15 protein-coding genes are annotated in these 16,406 nt (G+C 60.5%); 8 read left to right on the top strand and 7 right to left on the bottom strand.

The genetic code is table 11. The annotated features are described in order from the left end of the window. Positions 1 to 72 precede the first annotated feature (72 nt). Complete coding sequence (locus BM338_RS16985) at positions 73 to 915, bottom strand: class I SAM-dependent methyltransferase (protein ID WP_090452924.1); 843 nt, start codon at positions 913 to 915, stop codon at positions 73 to 75. Positions 916 to 1,613: 698 nt separating this feature from the next. On the opposite strand from BM338_RS16985, the gene BM338_RS16980 reads away from it, so the two are divergent. The 5 genes from BM338_RS16980 (at position 1,614) to BM338_RS16960 (ending at position 5,115) form a co-directional block, all read left to right on the top strand. Next, positions 1,614 to 2,567, top strand: a complete 954-nt coding sequence (locus tag BM338_RS16980; protein WP_143109331.1) for a leucine-rich repeat domain-containing protein — start codon at positions 1,614 to 1,616, stop codon at positions 2,565 to 2,567. A 128-nt stretch (positions 2,568 to 2,695) separates the two neighbouring features. Next, complete coding sequence (locus BM338_RS16975; protein ID WP_090452920.1) at positions 2,696 to 3,388, top strand: sigma-70 family RNA polymerase sigma factor; 693 nt, start codon at positions 2,696 to 2,698, stop codon at positions 3,386 to 3,388. Continuing rightward, positions 3,385 to 3,744, top strand: a complete 360-nt coding sequence (locus BM338_RS16970; RefSeq protein ID WP_090452918.1) for a hypothetical protein — start codon at positions 3,385 to 3,387, stop codon at positions 3,742 to 3,744. Before BM338_RS16975 ends, BM338_RS16970 begins: the two co-directional genes overlap by 4 nt. Next, the gene (locus BM338_RS16965; RefSeq protein WP_090452916.1) at positions 3,741 to 4,307 is read left to right on the top strand and encodes a hypothetical protein; all 567 of its coding nucleotides are present in this window, start codon (positions 3,741 to 3,743) and stop codon (positions 4,305 to 4,307) included. Before BM338_RS16970 ends, BM338_RS16965 begins: the two co-directional genes overlap by 4 nt. Before the next feature lie 88 nt (positions 4,308 to 4,395). Next, positions 4,396 to 5,115 (top strand): hypothetical protein, encoded by a 720-nt coding sequence (locus tag BM338_RS16960; protein ID WP_090452914.1) that lies wholly within the window; start codon positions 4,396 to 4,398, stop codon positions 5,113 to 5,115. Positions 5,116 to 5,215: 100 nt separating this feature from the next. Here the strand turns inward: BM338_RS16960 and BM338_RS16955 are convergent, their stop codons facing one another. After that, positions 5,216 to 6,046 carry an HAD-IA family hydrolase gene (locus BM338_RS16955; protein ID WP_218156374.1) on the bottom strand — a complete coding sequence of 277 codons (831 nt, stop codon included), beginning with the start codon at positions 6,044 to 6,046 and terminating at the stop codon, positions 5,216 to 5,218. An 80-nt stretch (positions 6,047 to 6,126) separates the two neighbouring features. Here BM338_RS16955 and BM338_RS21650 point away from each other — a divergent pair, with 80 nt between their 5' ends. Next, complete coding sequence (locus tag BM338_RS21650; protein WP_177229400.1) at positions 6,127 to 6,897, top strand: hypothetical protein; 771 nt, start codon at positions 6,127 to 6,129, stop codon at positions 6,895 to 6,897. A gap of 23 nt (positions 6,898 to 6,920) precedes the next feature. Here the strand turns inward: BM338_RS21650 and BM338_RS16945 are convergent, their stop codons facing one another. The 3 genes from BM338_RS16945 to BM338_RS16935 form a co-directional block, all read right to left on the bottom strand. Next, positions 6,921 to 8,585: an MASE1 domain-containing protein gene (locus tag BM338_RS16945; RefSeq protein ID WP_255367347.1), complete on the bottom strand. Its 1,665-nt coding sequence runs from the start codon at positions 8,583 to 8,585 to the stop codon at positions 6,921 to 6,923. A gap of 134 nt (positions 8,586 to 8,719) precedes the next feature. Next, on the bottom strand, positions 8,720 to 10,219 hold the full coding sequence (locus BM338_RS16940; protein ID WP_090452909.1) for an FAD-dependent monooxygenase: 1,500 nt from the start codon (positions 10,217 to 10,219) through the stop codon (positions 8,720 to 8,722). A 338-nt stretch (positions 10,220 to 10,557) separates the two neighbouring features. Next, positions 10,558 to 11,433, bottom strand: coding sequence for an aldo/keto reductase family oxidoreductase (locus tag BM338_RS16935; protein ID WP_090452907.1), 876 nt, complete (start codon positions 11,431 to 11,433; stop codon positions 10,558 to 10,560). A 111-nt stretch (positions 11,434 to 11,544) separates the two neighbouring features. Here BM338_RS16935 and BM338_RS16930 point away from each other — a divergent pair, with 111 nt between their 5' ends. Beyond that, the gene (locus BM338_RS16930) at positions 11,545 to 12,441 is read left to right on the top strand and encodes a LysR family transcriptional regulator (protein ID WP_090452905.1); all 897 of its coding nucleotides are present in this window, start codon (positions 11,545 to 11,547) and stop codon (positions 12,439 to 12,441) included. Between the two features lie 130 nt (positions 12,442 to 12,571). Here the strand turns inward: BM338_RS16930 and BM338_RS16925 are convergent, their stop codons facing one another. Then, a complete protein-coding gene (locus BM338_RS16925) occupies positions 12,572 to 12,964 on the bottom strand; it encodes a hypothetical protein (RefSeq protein ID WP_090452903.1) in 393 nt (130 codons plus the stop codon). A 1,082-nt stretch (positions 12,965 to 14,046) separates the two neighbouring features. Continuing rightward, positions 14,047 to 14,604 (bottom strand): GNAT family N-acetyltransferase, encoded by a 558-nt coding sequence (locus BM338_RS16910; RefSeq protein WP_090452896.1) that lies wholly within the window; start codon positions 14,602 to 14,604, stop codon positions 14,047 to 14,049. Between the two features lie 154 nt (positions 14,605 to 14,758). Between BM338_RS16910 and BM338_RS16905 the strand changes: the two genes are divergently transcribed. Next, on the top strand, positions 14,759 to 16,282 hold the full coding sequence (locus tag BM338_RS16905) for a glycosyltransferase family 39 protein (protein WP_090452894.1): 1,524 nt from the start codon (positions 14,759 to 14,761) through the stop codon (positions 16,280 to 16,282). The last annotated feature ends 124 nt before the right edge of the window (positions 16,283 to 16,406 follow it).

Raw genomic sequence — 16,406 nt, 5'->3', positions numbered from 1 at the left:
TCTAACGCAGATGTCTGCTTCGGGTCGAAAGCGGGCCTAAGCGATTCAAGCAAATGTTGTTCGACACCTGGCTCAGCGCCGTATCGCCAGCACCCCATCCAGCGCCAACTGCGCCTTGAAACCCGCCTTCTCCAGACGCTTCGCTACCTCGCGCGGAACGTCACGGTCACTGGTGAGTTTGTTGGGGCTGCCGGTGTAGTGGAACAGGCGTCCATTACGGCGGAGTACGCGCGCCAGTTGATCGTAGAACACCTGTGAGTAGAGTTCGCCGGCGATGCCGAAGCGCGGTGGGTCATGCAGCAGCGCGTCCACCGAAGTATCGGCAAGCTGCGCGATCGCTTGCGATACGTCAGCGTTTGTGAGGTGCAAGCGTCCGCCGCTGGCCGGCGTGTCCGGGTCCGGCGACCAGGGGTTGAGCGTGCGCAACCACAACACGTCGGGGTTCTTTTCGAACGAATGGATCTGCGCAACGCCGGCCTCCAGACAACAGGCGGCGAAGTAGCCCAAGCCACCGCAAGTATCGAGCAATACTTTGCCCCGTGGCTCGACCAGTGCCACCTTGCGGCGCGCATCCTCGAATGGCGACTCCTTCGCGGTGAGCAGCATCTTGATGCCGTCGATCTCGAAAGTAGGCGCGCCCCATTCGGTGGGCACCAGCTTGATCAGCGAGCCGGAAAAGCGCGACACCGGCGCGAACTCATCGCCATCCCAGTAATAGATCGTGCGGTCTTTCAGCTTGGGCGGATACGGGTAGTGCTGACCCTTCCACAGCCAAGCGTCCGCCTGCAGCGGCGCACTGCCGTTCGAGCGCCCCAGATCCAATGACCCGCTCCACTCGCCTGCGCTGGAATCGCGCGCGGCCACCAGAGTTTCGGCGATGGGACGTGTGAGCAGGGGGCCTGAGTAATGCGGCACGGTGGGTGGTTTCCTGGGATGAGCGTTGAGATTACGCCTGAGGCGTCACCCGAATGGGGTAGCGCAATGTATCTGCTTGGATTGAGAGCCGACAATCGGCGGGGCTTCCAGGATAGTGGGACGTGCTCTGAGTTGCGGGCGGGCTACGTCGGAAGACTAGTAGCAGCCGCCAACCAATCCGTGAAAGAACTCCCCCAGAGCCTCCTTCGGCGTTGCTGGTCCGACGTAGATCCATCCCAGTGAACCGCCTACGTAATACCCCAATATTCCACCCATGACCGTAAGGACCGCTTTAGCTACTGATCAGCGGTCTGTCGGTCGGAATCTTGGCGGCTTTCAATCATGCGGCATTGGCGTACTGGCAGAATTCGTCTTGCGCCCGCGCTATTGAGTTTGAATGACGGCTTTGGATCGGAGGCGGGCGTCGCTGGCCACCAGCTTGGCCAGGCCGGCAGCTGTAACGCCAAGATGTAACCGGATATAGACCGACGGAACAGGCCAGATGTCCGCCGATAGCCGCGACTGCGTTCAAGCTTGGAGCAAGCCCGCTCACTAGATGACAGAAATCGCAATGCAGCGATCTTGGCCACGCTGCCGCTTCTTGCTGTTTGAAGTTCAGTACTATCGATCGCAGCACATGGGGTCTTTTCCGGCGCAGGCATATGCAATCCTTCTGACGCTCCGCAGACGGTGGGATGATGGACGGCAACCGCAAGACAGCTGAAAGAACCGAGCGCAATCGCTTCTTAGGTCACGGCCAAGATTCGTTCGAGCCCCTGGGCCCCGAATGCACGCGGGTCGGGGTCAAACTGCCGATGGCGCCCGCGGACCTGGAAAAAGTGGCCCGCCTACTCGAGGGGCGCCCTGAAGTGACGCTTCACTTTCACAGCTCGCCGGGCACGGACCTCGAGTTCCTCAAGCATTTCCCCTTCGTGCGACGCCTGAGCGTGCACTTGTGGTACCTCGAGGACATCAGCGGATTCTCGTATCTGCAAAACAGCCTTGAGCTACTCAGTTTCGGCCGCACCCAAAAACGGCTTTCGTTGAAGTTCCTGCAGGACATGCCTGCGCTTGAGACACTTTCCTTGGAAGGCCACACCAAGGACATTGCCAGCGTCAGTCGCCTCACGCGATTGACTTCGCTGGGGCTGAGGTCCATCACGCTGCCGGACCTCTTCATGCTGGCCCCGCTACGCGAGCTAACCAGCTTTCGTCTTTCGTTCGGAGGCACCCGGGATCTCGCTGCTCTCGCGGAGCTGCCCAAGCTGAAGGCACTCCACTTGCTTCGGATCAACTTGCTCGACGATCTGTCCATCCTGGCGAAGCTCACGTCTCTGAAGACGCTCGGTCTCGATTCGATGCGCAAGGTTACGTCCCTGCCGAACCTGGGCTCGCTGACGCACCTCGAAGAAGTTGGCCTCGAAACGATGAAGGGCCTCACCGGACTAGCTGCCGTAGCTGCGGCACCCGCCTTGCGCCGGCTCACCATCTCGGGCATGCCGCAGCTCGACGTCGATGCCTTCCATTGCCTCGTCGATCATCCGAGCCTCCAGGAGCTCCGCCTGTGGAGCAGCCTCGGAGGGGCGGTGAACCTCAGGAAACCAGTGCACGAGGCCGTCAGGCAGTTATTACCGGACATCATCAAGACCTGACTGACAGCCCGGACCAGGTTCTTCGGTCAACAAGGTACGCACCATGCGGCCCGTAGGCATCAACATCGTTTAACCCCATTGGCCAGATTCCGGCGAATACCTCTGCAAACGCCACGAGGAAGGACCCTATGCCCGGTGCCACCACCCTTATCTTTGCCTCGACTCCCGGCAATGCCGATGTGATTGGTTTTCTACAATCGCAATGGCCATGGCTCGCACGCGACGAGGTCTCTCCCCCGTCCGCGCAGGTCAACACACTGACGGATGAGGCTTGCATGCGCCTGTATCAGGATGGCGATGACCGGGCCTTCCATGCGCTCTACGTGCGCTATCGCGACAAGCTCTACCGCTACACGCTCCGACTGGCGAGCCATCCGAACGAGGCGGAGGAAGTGTTTCAGGAGGTGTGGCTGGCTGTGGTGCGCGGCAAGAGCAGCTATCTCCCCGGCGCCTCGTTCGCTTCGTGGCTGTTTGCCATCGCCCACCGGCGCGCTGCCGATCGCTGGCGCGTGCTCAGCCGCCACGCTCCTGACGGATTGCACCCGGCAGATCAGGAGGCAATGGAACATATCGAACAAAGGTTACCCGCCGTCTCGCTCTCGCCCGAGGGGCATGCGCACAACGATTCACTGGGCCAGGCGCTACTCGATGCCGTGCGCAAACTACCGCTGCCACAACGGGAGGCTTTCCTGATGAAAGCCGAAGGCGGTCTCGGCCTGAAGGAAATTGCCGAAGCCACCGGCGTACCGCACGAAGCCGTCAAGAGCCGACTGCGCTACGCGCAACAGCGCTTGCGCGAAGCTCTGGAGCCATGGCTATGACTGACGAGGCACTGGATGAACTGGTCACGCTGTATCGCCAGAACGCCCGAGAGGTCGCCCCCGGACGTCTGAATGCCCGCGTGCTTCACGCCGCGGAACAGGTCACGTGGAGACACCGCTTGAAGTTCGTGTGGCCCTGGCTGGGCCTGGCGCTGGCCGCGAACATGGCCATATGGCTGACCGTGTACCACGCCGCGCCCGCCCTTGAGCCGCCGCCCGCCGGCCACCTCACGCAAAGCTATCTGCTGCAAATGGACATCACGCCTCCCCTTGCCCCGGTCACCGCCTATTTGCTGCGTAACGACGGAAGCGCACATACCGCTCCGACGATCGCCACCACTGAGGAAACCCCATGATCAAACGCCTGCCCTTTGCCCTCGCCGCCTTCCTGCTGATCGGCCAGCTTCATGCTGCCACGCCAACAGGCTGGTTCGTCGCCGGCACCGCACGCGAGAGCTACGACGTTGGCACCCAGGCTGGTGACCGTCGCCCCGGCGATCGCAACGCCTTCATCCGTGCCAAACCGGAAAGCAGTGGTTTTGGCACGCTCATGCAAACCATCCGCGCGGATACCTATATCGGCAAGCGTCTGCGCTTGTCCGGCTTCATGCGCACCAAGGACGCCATCAGCGCAGCCATGTGGATGCGCATCGACGGCTCCAACAAAGAGGTGGTGGGCTTCGACAATATGAGTTCGCGTCCGCTACGCGGCAACACTGAGTGGCGACGCTATGAGATCGTGCTGGACATACCCGACAACGCCAAGGCGATCGCGTTCGGGTTCCTGCTTGAAGGCAACAAGGGCGAAGTGCTGGCCGACGATTTCAAGCTGGACGTGGTGAGCAAGGATGTTCCACTGACCGGCACTGCAAATCCGCTGCTCCCCGCCACGCCAGTGAATATGGATTTCGCGCGGTAAGTCAGCGCCCCGCGCGAACTCAATGTCGCTGCAATTTCATAACCACAATCTTTCGCTTTACGGTGCGCGACGGATGAGGAGAAGGACGATGTATCCAGGCCAGCGTTTCCTGATCATTTATTCCGGTGTACTGACCGCCGTATTCGCGGTGACGGTGTTGAGTGGCTTTGTGCAATCACCGAAGAAACTCACGCTGGAACAATTGGACGTCCAGCGGATCAATGTGCGCGAATCCGACGGCACGTTGCGCCTGATCATATCCAACGCTGATAAGTCGCCCGGCAACTACAACAAGAACAAGGAATACCCACGTCCTGACCGACGGACTGCGGGCATGGTGTTCCTAAACGACGAGGGCTCCGAGAACGGCGGCCTGGCTTTCGGCGGCGAAAGGGACAAAGACGGTACTCGGCAGACTTATGGTCATCTCTCATTTGATGCCTATGACCAGGATCAGGTCATGAGCCTGGACGCCTACCAACAGGGCAACGTCCATCGCAACGAGTTCAGGCTGACCGACCGCCCCGACTTCCCACTTAGTGAGCTCATGGATTACGCGGCGACGATCAAAGATCTGCCCAAGGATGAGCAGTCGAAAAAAATAATGGCTTACTTCGATGAGCACGGAGGGCGCCCCATGACACGCCTGGTGCTGGGCAAAGGCACCGACAACAGCGTAGGACTGGCGATCAACGACACCAAAGGGCACCCGCGGATCGTCCTTTCGGTAGCCGCGGATGGTTCGCCTTCTATCCGGACGTTGGATGAAACCGGCAAACCGTTGGGCGAATTGTCAGCCAAACACTAGAAAGAGTGGGCCAGTCCGACCTGGTTCCGTTCTCGCTGTTCCTTGCTATGTGCCCGCTTCGGCTCGAGAGCGGGCATTCAACATGCGAGAACGTATCGCTTTAGTGGCAGCCGACGCGAACGCCAAGCGACTCCAACGCTCTCGTCAAGGCGTCGATGTCATTCTTCTCATCATCATGGAAGACGGTATGCATGCCTAAAGCACGTGCCACCACCAGGTTGGCTTCGCTGTTGTCGATGAAGATGCTTTCGACAGGAGCCACGTCTGCGCGCGATGTCGCGTGCAGAAAGATGTCCTGGCCATGCTTGCTGCTGCCCACTTCCGCAGAGACAACGATGGGGCTGAACAGGGCATCCAATGCCTGGTGCTTCCTGAGGTGGTCCATCCGGTCTTTGTTGTTGTCCGTGATGATCCCCACCGAATAGTTGGCTCTCAGCGTTTGAGCCAACGAGAACATCCCGTGATTCCGTGGCGTGCTTTCGAATGCCGCAGCGAGCAAGTCGATATCCAGCGCTTTGCCCATCGCCTCACAAACCTTGTGCCAGATCTTGGCGTGGCTCACCTTGCCCGTGAACAGGTCTCCGCTATAAGGACTGAAGGCGGCACTGATCGTTGATAACGCGATGCCGCTGGCCTCGCTCAGATATCGAAACGTTGTCTGCGAACCACTCTTGTCGGTCGTGAGCACGCCGTCGTAGTCAAAGAAAATCGTCCTGATCACCCTGTTCTCCATTGAGTAAAGCGAACATGCCAAGCCTGTCCGGTGCCTCCCCTCGCCGCAACGCTGGCCATCGTCCCGGGACGGATCTTTAACGTCTGAATTGCGTCGGCGAGCGAGCCTGTCGCGGGAAATGATATCCCGGGCTTCCACCATCACTGCGCCGCGGCATATGGCCTTCTTCACTAGCGGGCACTCCAGACGCGGTGCCATCACCGTTTCCAATCAAAGTCCGATGCTAGATTGACGCCCGCAACAAAGTGCTACACCCACCATCAACCGAGGGGATTCATATGAAGAAGTCATTCGCTCGTGCCATGTTTGCCGCCCTGGCTGTGTTTATCTCGGGAGCTATTTTCGCGGCTTCTCCATCCACGCCATCTACCGGTTTGGGTCAGGCATGGCCTAACACCACGGATGTCAGCGCTCACCCGAACTACCATGTCTACGCGTTCACGCTGGGCGGCATTCGATACCTTCAGGTCAACGACATGAACGGTAATGTCCTGGGTGCCGTCGGCACCGCGGGCGGACAGTTCATCACGCTGCCCATGGGCCGGTTTGCCCAGTTGGTCGCCACACCACAACAGCCTGCCGCCATAGCTACTCGTGCCAAGCCTGCCGCCACAACGGCCACGGTTTACAACGATGGCGCAACGGCCGTAACGGCAACGCCCATGACCGATGGCACCGTCCTGCTGCGCGCAGCGCCGACCCAGGCGGTGTGCGATCCGATTGATTGCAACATCAAGGCGAAGACCTCAGCGGTGTGCGATCCGATCGATTGCAACATCAAGGCGCAGGCTCGGACGACGGCGTGCGATCCGATCGACTGCAACATCAAGGCACAGGCTCAGACGACGGCGTGCGACCCGATCGACTGCAACATCAAGGCGCAGGCTCAGACGACGGTATGCGATCCGATTGACTGCAACATCAAGGTGCAGGCCCTGACCCAGGCCCAGGTGGCTTGCGACCCGATTGACTGCAACATCAAGGCGCAGGCCCTGACCCAGGCCCAGGTGGCTTGCGACCCGATTGACTGCAACATCAAGGCGCAGTGATCTCCGCGTCCATCCCGGCGGCGTCAGTCGTCGGGATGGAGCGGGTTGAGCAACTGGACGACAAGACGCCGCCCTTTGCGCAACGTCCGCTCGCGTAACTGGCCCTCGAACGTGGCCGCGCGATCGATGATGGCCTTGCGGCCTAGCCCGCTGGTGCTGCGACGCAGCCGGGGCAACAGGTCGTCCCATGGGATATGGGGCAAGTGAACGGGGTTAGCGCGAGCGTCGACTTGGATCACGACCCACAGCCTCCCTCTCACGCCACATCGCACTTTCACGAGGATGTCGGAGACGTCACGTAAGGCGCAGGCTTCCGCAATCGCTTCACCGATGACGCGATAAATCGCTACGTGGGTCGACTGAGCAAAAAGGCTTAAAGGGCCGCGCACGTCGCACCAAAAGTAGATGCCAGACTCGGCCAGGGTTCGGGCCAGGGCACCTTCCCGCAACGCGCCGATCAAGCCGCGCTCGCGCAGTCCCAGGGGATAGAGGCTATCGGCCACGCGAAACAGTTGGTCCTGCGTGTTCAGCGCCTGCCGGTGATAACCACCATGATCAACCACCGGTTGCAAGTGACGCAGCCGGCCCAGCATCCTGAAAAACACACCGTCGATGGAATCGCGGATCTGATCCAGCGCCTGCGCGGTCACGCGCATCTGCGCCTCACCCATATGGACGTTGCGTTGCGCCAGCGCATGCGCGCGGCGCATGTCGGCGTGCCCCTGCTGCGCGCGCCGATCCAATGCGGCGATGCGAGCACCCACCAGCAGCATGGTGCTGATCGCCATGGCAACCAGCGTTTCGGCCTGGAGCGTCGCGTGGTCGTTGCGCGCTGGCATCAGCACCATGATCGCGAAGCTGGCCCATGTGCCACCCAGTGCAGCGCCCTGCCAACCGTGGCGCAAGGCGAGCCAGATAACCGGCAGGAACATCGCCATTTGCGCGATTTCCTGAGCGTGCGGGTCGTGAAGTCCAAACCACACGAGGAAAGTGAGCATAGGCACGGTCAGCACAATGCCTTCGAACATCAGGCGGCTTTCGACAACCTCATGCGCCCATTCCCGCCATCGACCCTGCGCCTCGATGAAGAGCTGACGGAACACCAGGCTGATCGGCGTGATGGTCAGGATGCCAAGGAAGTTACCCAACACCAGCCGCGCGCCCACCTCGCCGTAGTGCAACACATACCCCGGCGGCAGCGGCGTGAGCAGAACCTGGCCGATGGTCACCAGTGTGGCGATACCCGCAACGATGAGCGAGCACAGCAATAGCGCCGGCATGTTCACTGCGCTGCTCTTCGGGAACAGATCCCAGCGTTGGCGGAACAGCCACACCACCGGGATGAAATAGCAGATCGACGGAATCAGATTGACCAGCGACCAGACCAGCCCGAACTGCGGATAACAAGTGATGCTCAGGTACGCCAGGCGCGCCATGTCGCCAACGATCAGCGCAGGCCAATACTTGTATCGGGTCAGCAGCAGAACGCTGAGATGAAAGCCCGTCAGGATGATCCAGTGCGGGATCGACAATTGTCGAAACAAAATCAACGCGGCGCCGTATGCGACGGCAATCGCGATGTTTCGAAAAAGGGCTTCTGCCCACGGTCTACTCTGCATCACTCCACCCCTCATGGAATCCCTGACGCCAGACCAACTTGGATTGTGGATCGCCGATGGTGCGTCCATCCCCGATGAAGCGCGCACCTTGACCTGACATGTTAGCGCAGTGGCGAAGCTTGGGTGGGGCGCCGCTGCGAACTGTGCACCAGGGCGTGAAGGCGCTTTCACGCCCTGGCAGGGCTATCTAAGAAACCGGTGCGTTACACCACGGCAGGCGGTCCGAACCAGGTGGTTAGCGCGTGAGCGAGCCCCCGTTCCGTGCCCTCTCCCACCCAGGCCACATAGCCATCGGGCCGAATTATTACAGCGGTGGGTGCGACGACAGCACCGAGTGCCGGAAGCTTCCATTCGCCAGCGTATTCGGCGTCGATCCACTGAACCCGATCCGCCCATGGCGTGATGTCGAAGCTGCCGGGCTCACCAAGGTTGAGTAGCACCGGCCGGGCATGGTGTAACAGCGTGAAGAGGCGCAGCGGGCCGTTGGCGGTGAGCAGATCGAGATCGGGCATGCGGCGTCCGAGCAGCGGATGTCCCTCACCCAGGTCGTAATGAATGCCCAGGCCAGACATCATCGCGGCGAACCGTTGGCGCGGTTCGTCCGCATCGAGGAGTTCGGCCACGGTGTCGCGCACGGCCTTCATGCGTTCGTCCGGCCGGCGCAGCGCGACGCTCGCCATCGTGTTGCGCAGCACAAGGGCAGCCACTGGATGGCGCTCGGCATGGTAGGTATCCAAGAGGCTTTCCTGGGATATCCCTTTCACCACCTGGGCCAGCTTCCATCCCAGATTCACCGCATCCTGCACGCCGGTGTTGAGGCCTTGTCCACCGTCCGGAGCATGCACGTGGGCGGCGTCGCCGGCGAGCAGCACCCGTCTCTTTCGATAGGCTGCGGCCTGCCGTGTCATATCGGTGAACCTGGAGATCGAGGTAGGGCTGTGCACGCCGTAATCGGTCCCGCATGCAGCGATCAGCGCCTCGCTGAGATCTTGCAGGGTGGGTTCGGTCGCAGGTCCGACATGCTCTTCAGTCACCATGACTCCTATCGGGCCCTTATCCATGTAGATGATCTCGCCATCTCGGATCTCGTACTCCGTCCTGCCGAAGGAATGGATGCCGAAGGCGTTACGGTGGATGCCCCATGCTGGCTTCTCGGCCATCTCGACTTGGGCGATCAAGGCGCTCATCGTCGGATCCCACCCGGGAAAGTCGATACCGGCAGCCTTGCGGACCAGACTTCGCCCCCCATCGCACCCGACGAGGTATGCCGCCCGCAGCGACTCGCCATCGGACAGCTCCACATCCACGCCGGTGTCGTCCTGCGCGATACCGGTCACCTCGCGTCCGCGATAGATCGTTACCGCCAGCTCGTCGACCCAGCCGGCCAGAATGCGCTCGATGTGCTTCTGCCACAGCCCGAGTCCGTAGTTATGCCGAGTGGGAAAGTCGCTGATGTCTAAAGAGACCCCAGCGAACCCCGCCACTTGCGCCATCTGACCCTCCGACAAGAACCGATCGGCGATGCCACGCTGATCGAGAACCTCGATGGTGCGTGAGTGCAGGCCACCTGCACGTGAGCCGGCAAGGTCCTGATTCGTGCGCCGTTCGACGATGGCGACGTCGACGCCCGCCAACGCCAGCTCGCCCGCCAACATCAGCCCAGTCGGACCGGCTCCGGCGATCACCACCGTATGCCCCGTCATAGCCGTGGCCCCGCCGACACCGCGGCACTCACCGTCGACTCGATGTCCATGCACGACTCATACTTCGATAACAGCACGCTCATTTCACCGCTCCCGATCGCGTTGGTTCTGACGCTTCGGTTGGCGATTAAGCAGCACGACGGGGCGCTTGCGGCAAGCCCCCTATCCGCTAAGATATTGAAACGGGGAAGAACGGTTTTTCTCTTTCCGGTTTTCGTCCGCTCTGGACGGACAACCTTCTCGCGAAGCCGCGAAGCCGCGGAGCGCCGCGTACCGCAATACCGTAGGCCCAGCATGTCTCTCCGTGAGCCTAGGGACGATGCTCGGCAGCCTGGGTCTTAACCGCGCTTCTGTCCGATGGCTTCCAGCTCGGCGCGCACGTCGTCCGCAAGCACCAGATCGGCGGCCGCCAGATTTTCCTTCAAATGTTTCGTTGACGACGTGCCCGGGATAAGCAGCATGTTGGGCGCGCGTGCGAGCAGCCATGCGAGCGCCACCTGCATCGGCGTTGCACTGAGTCGCTGAGCGACAGCGGACAAGGTCTCGGACTGGAGCGGCGTAAAGCCTCCGAGCGGAAAGAACGGTACATAGGCAATGCCCTTCTGGCCGAGCTCATCGATGAGCGCGTCGTCATGGCGATGCACAAGGTTGTAGTGGTTCTGTACGCAAACCACCGGCGCAATGCCCTGCGCCTGCGCCACCTGCGCGGAGGTTGCGTTACTTACGCCAAGATGGCGTATCAGTCCCTGCCGCTGCAGCTCCGCCAGCGCCGTGAACTGCTCCTCGATCGATCCTTCGCTGGGCTCGTGAACATTGCCCATGATTCGCAGGTTCACGACATCCAGCACATCGAGACCAAGGTTGCGGAGATTGTCATGCACGGCACGCGTCAGCTCCGCAGGGCTCTGCGCCGCATTCCATGACGCGTCGGCACCGCGCGTTGCGCCTACCTTGGTCACGATCACCAAATTTTGCGCATAAGGATGCAGCGCTTCGCGAATCAGCTGATTGGTGATGTGCGGCCCGTAGAAATCGCTGGTGTCGATGTGATCCACACCGGAAGCCACCGCCTCGCGCAGCACCGCAAGCGCGGCATCGCGGTCTTTCGGCGGCCCGAACACGCCGGGGCCTGCCAGCTGCATAGCGCCGTAGCCCAGTCGGGTGACCTTGCGGTCGCCCAGCGAAAACGTCCCCGATTTCTTCACGTTGCTCATAGTGTCTCCAGAAAAGTGCGGTCGGAATGTGGGTACGGCGGCGACTATAGGCGTCGAGCGGTTGCGCGATAATCCGGAGAAATCAGCACAGGTTGTGCGAGGTACCGAACAATGGCGACCGACCTTCAGGATCTCTTTGCCTTTCTGGCTGTGGTGCAAGCGGGCGGCTTCCGCGAAGGCGCGCGCATCAGCGGCGCTTCCGCCTCCAGCCTGAGCGAGGCGGTGCGGCGCCTGGAAACGCGGCTTGGCGTGCGTCTGCTCAACCGCACCACTCGCAGCGTCTTGCCGACCGAAGCCGGCGCGCGACTGGCCGAACGATTGGTGCCCGCGCTCGGTGAAGTGGAAGCCGCGCTGGACGTCGTCAACAGCTTCCGTGACCGCCCAACAGGAACGCTCCGGCTCAACGTGCCCGCCAGCGTCGCGCGCCTCGTGCTTCCTTCGATCATTACACCGTTCCTCAAGACCTATCCCGAGATTCGGCTGGAAGTGATCGTGGAGGACAGCTTCGTCGACATGCTCGCGGCAGGCTGCGACGCCGGCATCCGCTACGACGAGCGACTCGAGCAGGACATGATCGCCGTGCCTATCGGCCCGCGCTTTCAGCGCTTCGCGACCGCGGCGTCACCGGAGTATCTCAGCGCAAGAGGGCGGCCCGAACACCCGCGCGATCTGCTTAATCACGCTTGCCTGCGCGGGCAGTTCGCCAGTGGCGCGATTCCCACCTGGGAGTTCGAACGCGACGGCGAGATCGTGCGCATCGATCCCTCCGGCCCGCTGATGGTTCGCCTGGGCGCCGCGGTGGATCTGAAGATTGAAGCTGCCGTGGGTGGCCTGGGCGTGATCCATCTGTTCGAGGAATGGTTACGTCCCCACCTCGACAGCGGCGCACTCGAACCGGTGCTGGAGCCGTGGTGGCAATCATTTACCGGCCCGTTCCTCTATTACTCCGGCCGACGCCATCTGCCTGCGCCGCTGCGAGCGTTTGTTGATTTCATCAGGGAGCGGTGATGCGGTCTGGGGTGGTTGGGGTTTATCGCTGGGACTGACTTTCTGTGTCCGCTTCGGGTCGGAAGCGGACACTCATATAAGTAAAGCGAACAAACCCCTTGACCGCATCGAAAAGCGATCCAGTATCCGACTAATTTGTGATCTTCATATCGATGAAAATCGGTAACCCATCGGCGCCGGCATAGGTCGGCAAAGCCGGAAACGGTGCACCTGCGAATTTGTCCCCGAAGCACGCCGCCATCTTGGTCTCTGGACGGACCTCAATCCGAGTCGCCGTGCCATTGGCCAGGATGTCTGCCACAAGCGTAAAGCTGCTTGTGTCCCGGGTCACGCCATCCGGAAAACATTCGACCATCGCCTTTTGGATGTAATTGCCGATAGCTCCGTAGAGAACGCGGTCATATGCCTGACCATCAGGTGCGTCCTCCAGCTTCTTAGCGACGGCCACGCGGTGCTCAAACGAATCTGCCGCAGAAGCACTTGCTGCTGCCAAGACCAAAACTGCGAAAATGAAATTTCTCATATGCGTTCCTCCTTGGTTTCGCGACTTGCTTCCATTCGCATGGCTTGGACCTAAGAACTGAGAGAGAGGATACCTATGAAGCTCCGGCTCCGGCGTTAGTTAGGTCCGCTTCGGGTCGGAAGCGGACATCCTCATTTGGCCGTTATCTTTTTAAGCTCCTGGTCGTAAGCCAAGGCATAGACTTCTGCTGCTTCGATTAAGCGCCGGTGCTCGCCACTTTCAAGGGCGTCACTCGTTCCATCAAGACATCGAACGCCGACCTTGGGTGGCGGCAAGTTGCTTTCGGGGCCCGGGATGCTGCAAGTGAACCCGTATATCCCAACGGGCCGTAAGTCACCCTGTGCCACATGCGCCCTAGCGTCTGCGCCAGGATCCTTTAGATTCAAAGACGAAAGCGTGGCCCTGAGGCGCATGGTCTGAGCATCAAAGTGCTCCGCGGAATGGCCGCTACTTGAGCATGCGGCCACAAAAGCGCAGAGGAGAATCACCATAGTTGGTCTTCTCAGCGTCAATCTCAGTCTCCGTTGGATCTAGTGACTTCCTGATGTCCGCTATGGGTCGGAAGTGGACCTTGCCAAAATACCCCTTTGTCAGCAACCACCGGCGATTCCATATAGGAACTCTTCAAAGGCCTCTGAGATTGTCACGGGTGCAATGTAATGGACCCACCCCAGAGCACCACCAACGTAATACCCCAGAATTCCGCTTCCGATCACCAGTGTTGCCTTCTTCTTTGAGCGCGTGGCATAGAGCACGAACATGCCTAGAACCAGCGTACATAGCACTGCGATTGCGAATGCAAGATCACGGGGATATCCGGGACCGCCGCATTGCGACATCCCCAGATAGAAGCTTGCAGCCCCCGCGATAAGCACAGCTCCAACGGCGGGCAGATATCCAATCCGGTGCTCCATGCGATCCCCCTGCTGACCAGACCGAAGTGTCGCCCCAATTAGTGTCCCCGGGCTGCCGGGCTTATGTCCGGTCCGGGTCGGAAGCAGACAGTTCTCGGTGGGCGGCAGACCTGCCGTTGCCCTCTCAGGTGTGACCATCACTGTTCCGGCAACGATAGGCAATTCGCATTAGACTCCCGCTCTAAACACCAAGCTTGGCGGATGCCCTATCACGTCGTCTACGTCGCCAATAGGATGCATGCCGAGTTTTTCGATCACACGAATCGAAGCTCCGTTATCTGGCGCGACCACAGCCAACACGTCGGAGAAGCCCAGCTGGTTCGCCAACGTCAGCGCCGCCCGACCCAGTTCTGTCGCCAGACCTTTGCCCCATGCCCTGTGAGCTAGGCGGTAACCTAAGTGGAGGCTGTCCGGATAGCCTGGCAAGCTACGCCACAGCAGTCCGCCAAACCCAACTATCTCCTCGGGCGCGCCCTTCTCGGTGACCGCCCAATAGCCGAAGCGGCGCTCATGCCAATGCAGGAGCCAGGTAGCAAGGCGATCCCGGGCAGCATAGCGATCCGGCAGCGGACCCGAAGGACTGAATTGGCTTGTACGCGGATCGCCAAATATGGACCAAACTGCATCCACATCTTCCAGTACCGGCTCGCGCAGGAAGAGCTGCTTTGTCGCAATAGTCGATATTGAGCAACTCAGGTCTTCACATGTGAATTTTTGAACCGGCATCCGTCGCCCTCGATGTGTACTGCAGAACGGTCAAACGGGAATGTCCGCTATGGGTCGGAAGCGGACATTGGCTATCTTAGGGAAGTGCAAGAATCGCCGCCCGGTGTCCGAATAGGCATCGGGCGAACAGTCGATCCACCTCAAGGATGCGTCCATGACCGTGACTGGCACTCCAGTTCAGAGCGTAACGCCGGGCTACCGGGGAGGTGTCACACCGGTACTCGTCATAGCCGTGCTCTCCGGCGCAGCCCACATGTTGACCAACGGGCAGTACGGTTTTCACCGGGACGAATGGCAATTCCTAAGCGACGCACAGCATCTGGATTGGGGCTTCGTGCCTTACCCGCCTCTGACCGCTGCACTGGAGCACCTGGGCCTCAAGATGTTTGGCCTGTCACTCGTGGGCCTTCGACTGTTTTCGGTGCTCGCGCAAGTCCTGGTGGTTCTCGCCAGCGGTCTTATGGCTCGCGATCTGGGGGGCGGGCGGCTAGCGCAGATCTTTACGGCCACCGCGGTAGCGCTATCGCCATTGCCGATGTTCGAGGCAACGGAATTTCAGTATTCCTCATTCGACCTGCTGTGGTGGGTGCTTATCGCCTGGTGCGTGATTCGTCTGAGGCGTGACGATGAGCCACGCTGGTGGGTGGCGATTGGCATACTCGCCGGCCTTGGCCTGCAGACAAAGTATTCGATCGCATTCGAACTCGCTGGCGTGCTGGCGGGGGTCCTGCTCACCGACGCACGGCGATATGTCACGAATGGCTGGTTCTGGGCCGGAGGCGCCATCGCGCTACTTATATTTGCGCCCAACTTTGTCTGGCTCATACGGCACGACTTCATTTCCTACCATTTTCTGCAAGGCATCCATGCGCGCGACGTACATCAGGGGCGCGCGGAAGGCTTCCTGCGCGATCAGTTCCTGATGAATGCAAACCTGTTCGCCGCGCCTGTCTGGCTGGCGGGTTTGTTCGCCTACTTCAACAACCGCCGCTATCGCATGCTTGCCTGGATGTATGTGGTGCCGCTGCTGCTGTTCCTGTTTGCGCAGGGGCGCTTCTATTACACCTGCGGCGCTTACCCCATGCTTCTGGCCATGGGATCCGTTGTGGGCGAGCAATGGTTGCGCGCCCTGCGTCCCGCATGGCGTGTTGGGGTTACCACATTGGTATTTGCCGGCGTCTTCGCCATCGGCATCTATGCGACGCTTCGCATCGTGCCCATCGCATCAAGCGGTCCGTTGCGAGACTTTGCGCTCCAAAACAACGGCGACCTCCGCGAAGAAATCGGCTGGGACGAAATCGTCGCGCGAGTGGCCGCTATTCGTGATGCCTTACCTGCCGAACAGCAAGCCAACCTGGGCATTGTCGTGGGCAACTATGGCGAGTACGGCGCCATTGCCCTACTGGGCCAGCACTATCACCTGCCCATGCCGATCACCGCGGTCAATACCGGATGGCTGCGCGGCTATCCGCAGACGCCACCTACCACATTTATTGTGTTGGGAAGTTCACACGAGCGCGCCGATGAGCTTTTCATCGATTGCCGCCTTGCTGGCCACACGGCCAACACCTTGGGCGTGACCAATGAGGAAAGCGGGGAGCACCCCGATATCTTTGTGTGCGGCCCTACCCGCAAGCCATTGAGCGAGCTTTGGAAGCACGGGCCGGAGTTTGGGTGAGTTGTCGCACAATCTGTGCAGACACCTGAAGGGATGCGCGCTGCTGGCAATGTCCATCTCGGTCGGAAGCGGACAGTTCGCGATATGGCCACCATCCCGCACCCAGAGACCGTGCCGCATCGCT

Origin of the sequence: Dyella sp. OK004, from assembly GCF_900114495.1 — a bacterium.
Classification (GTDB): domain Bacteria; phylum Pseudomonadota; class Gammaproteobacteria; order Xanthomonadales; family Rhodanobacteraceae; genus Dyella_D.
The sequence above is the reverse complement of the archived record's forward strand: the minus strand, read 5'-3'. Positions and strand labels throughout refer to the sequence as shown.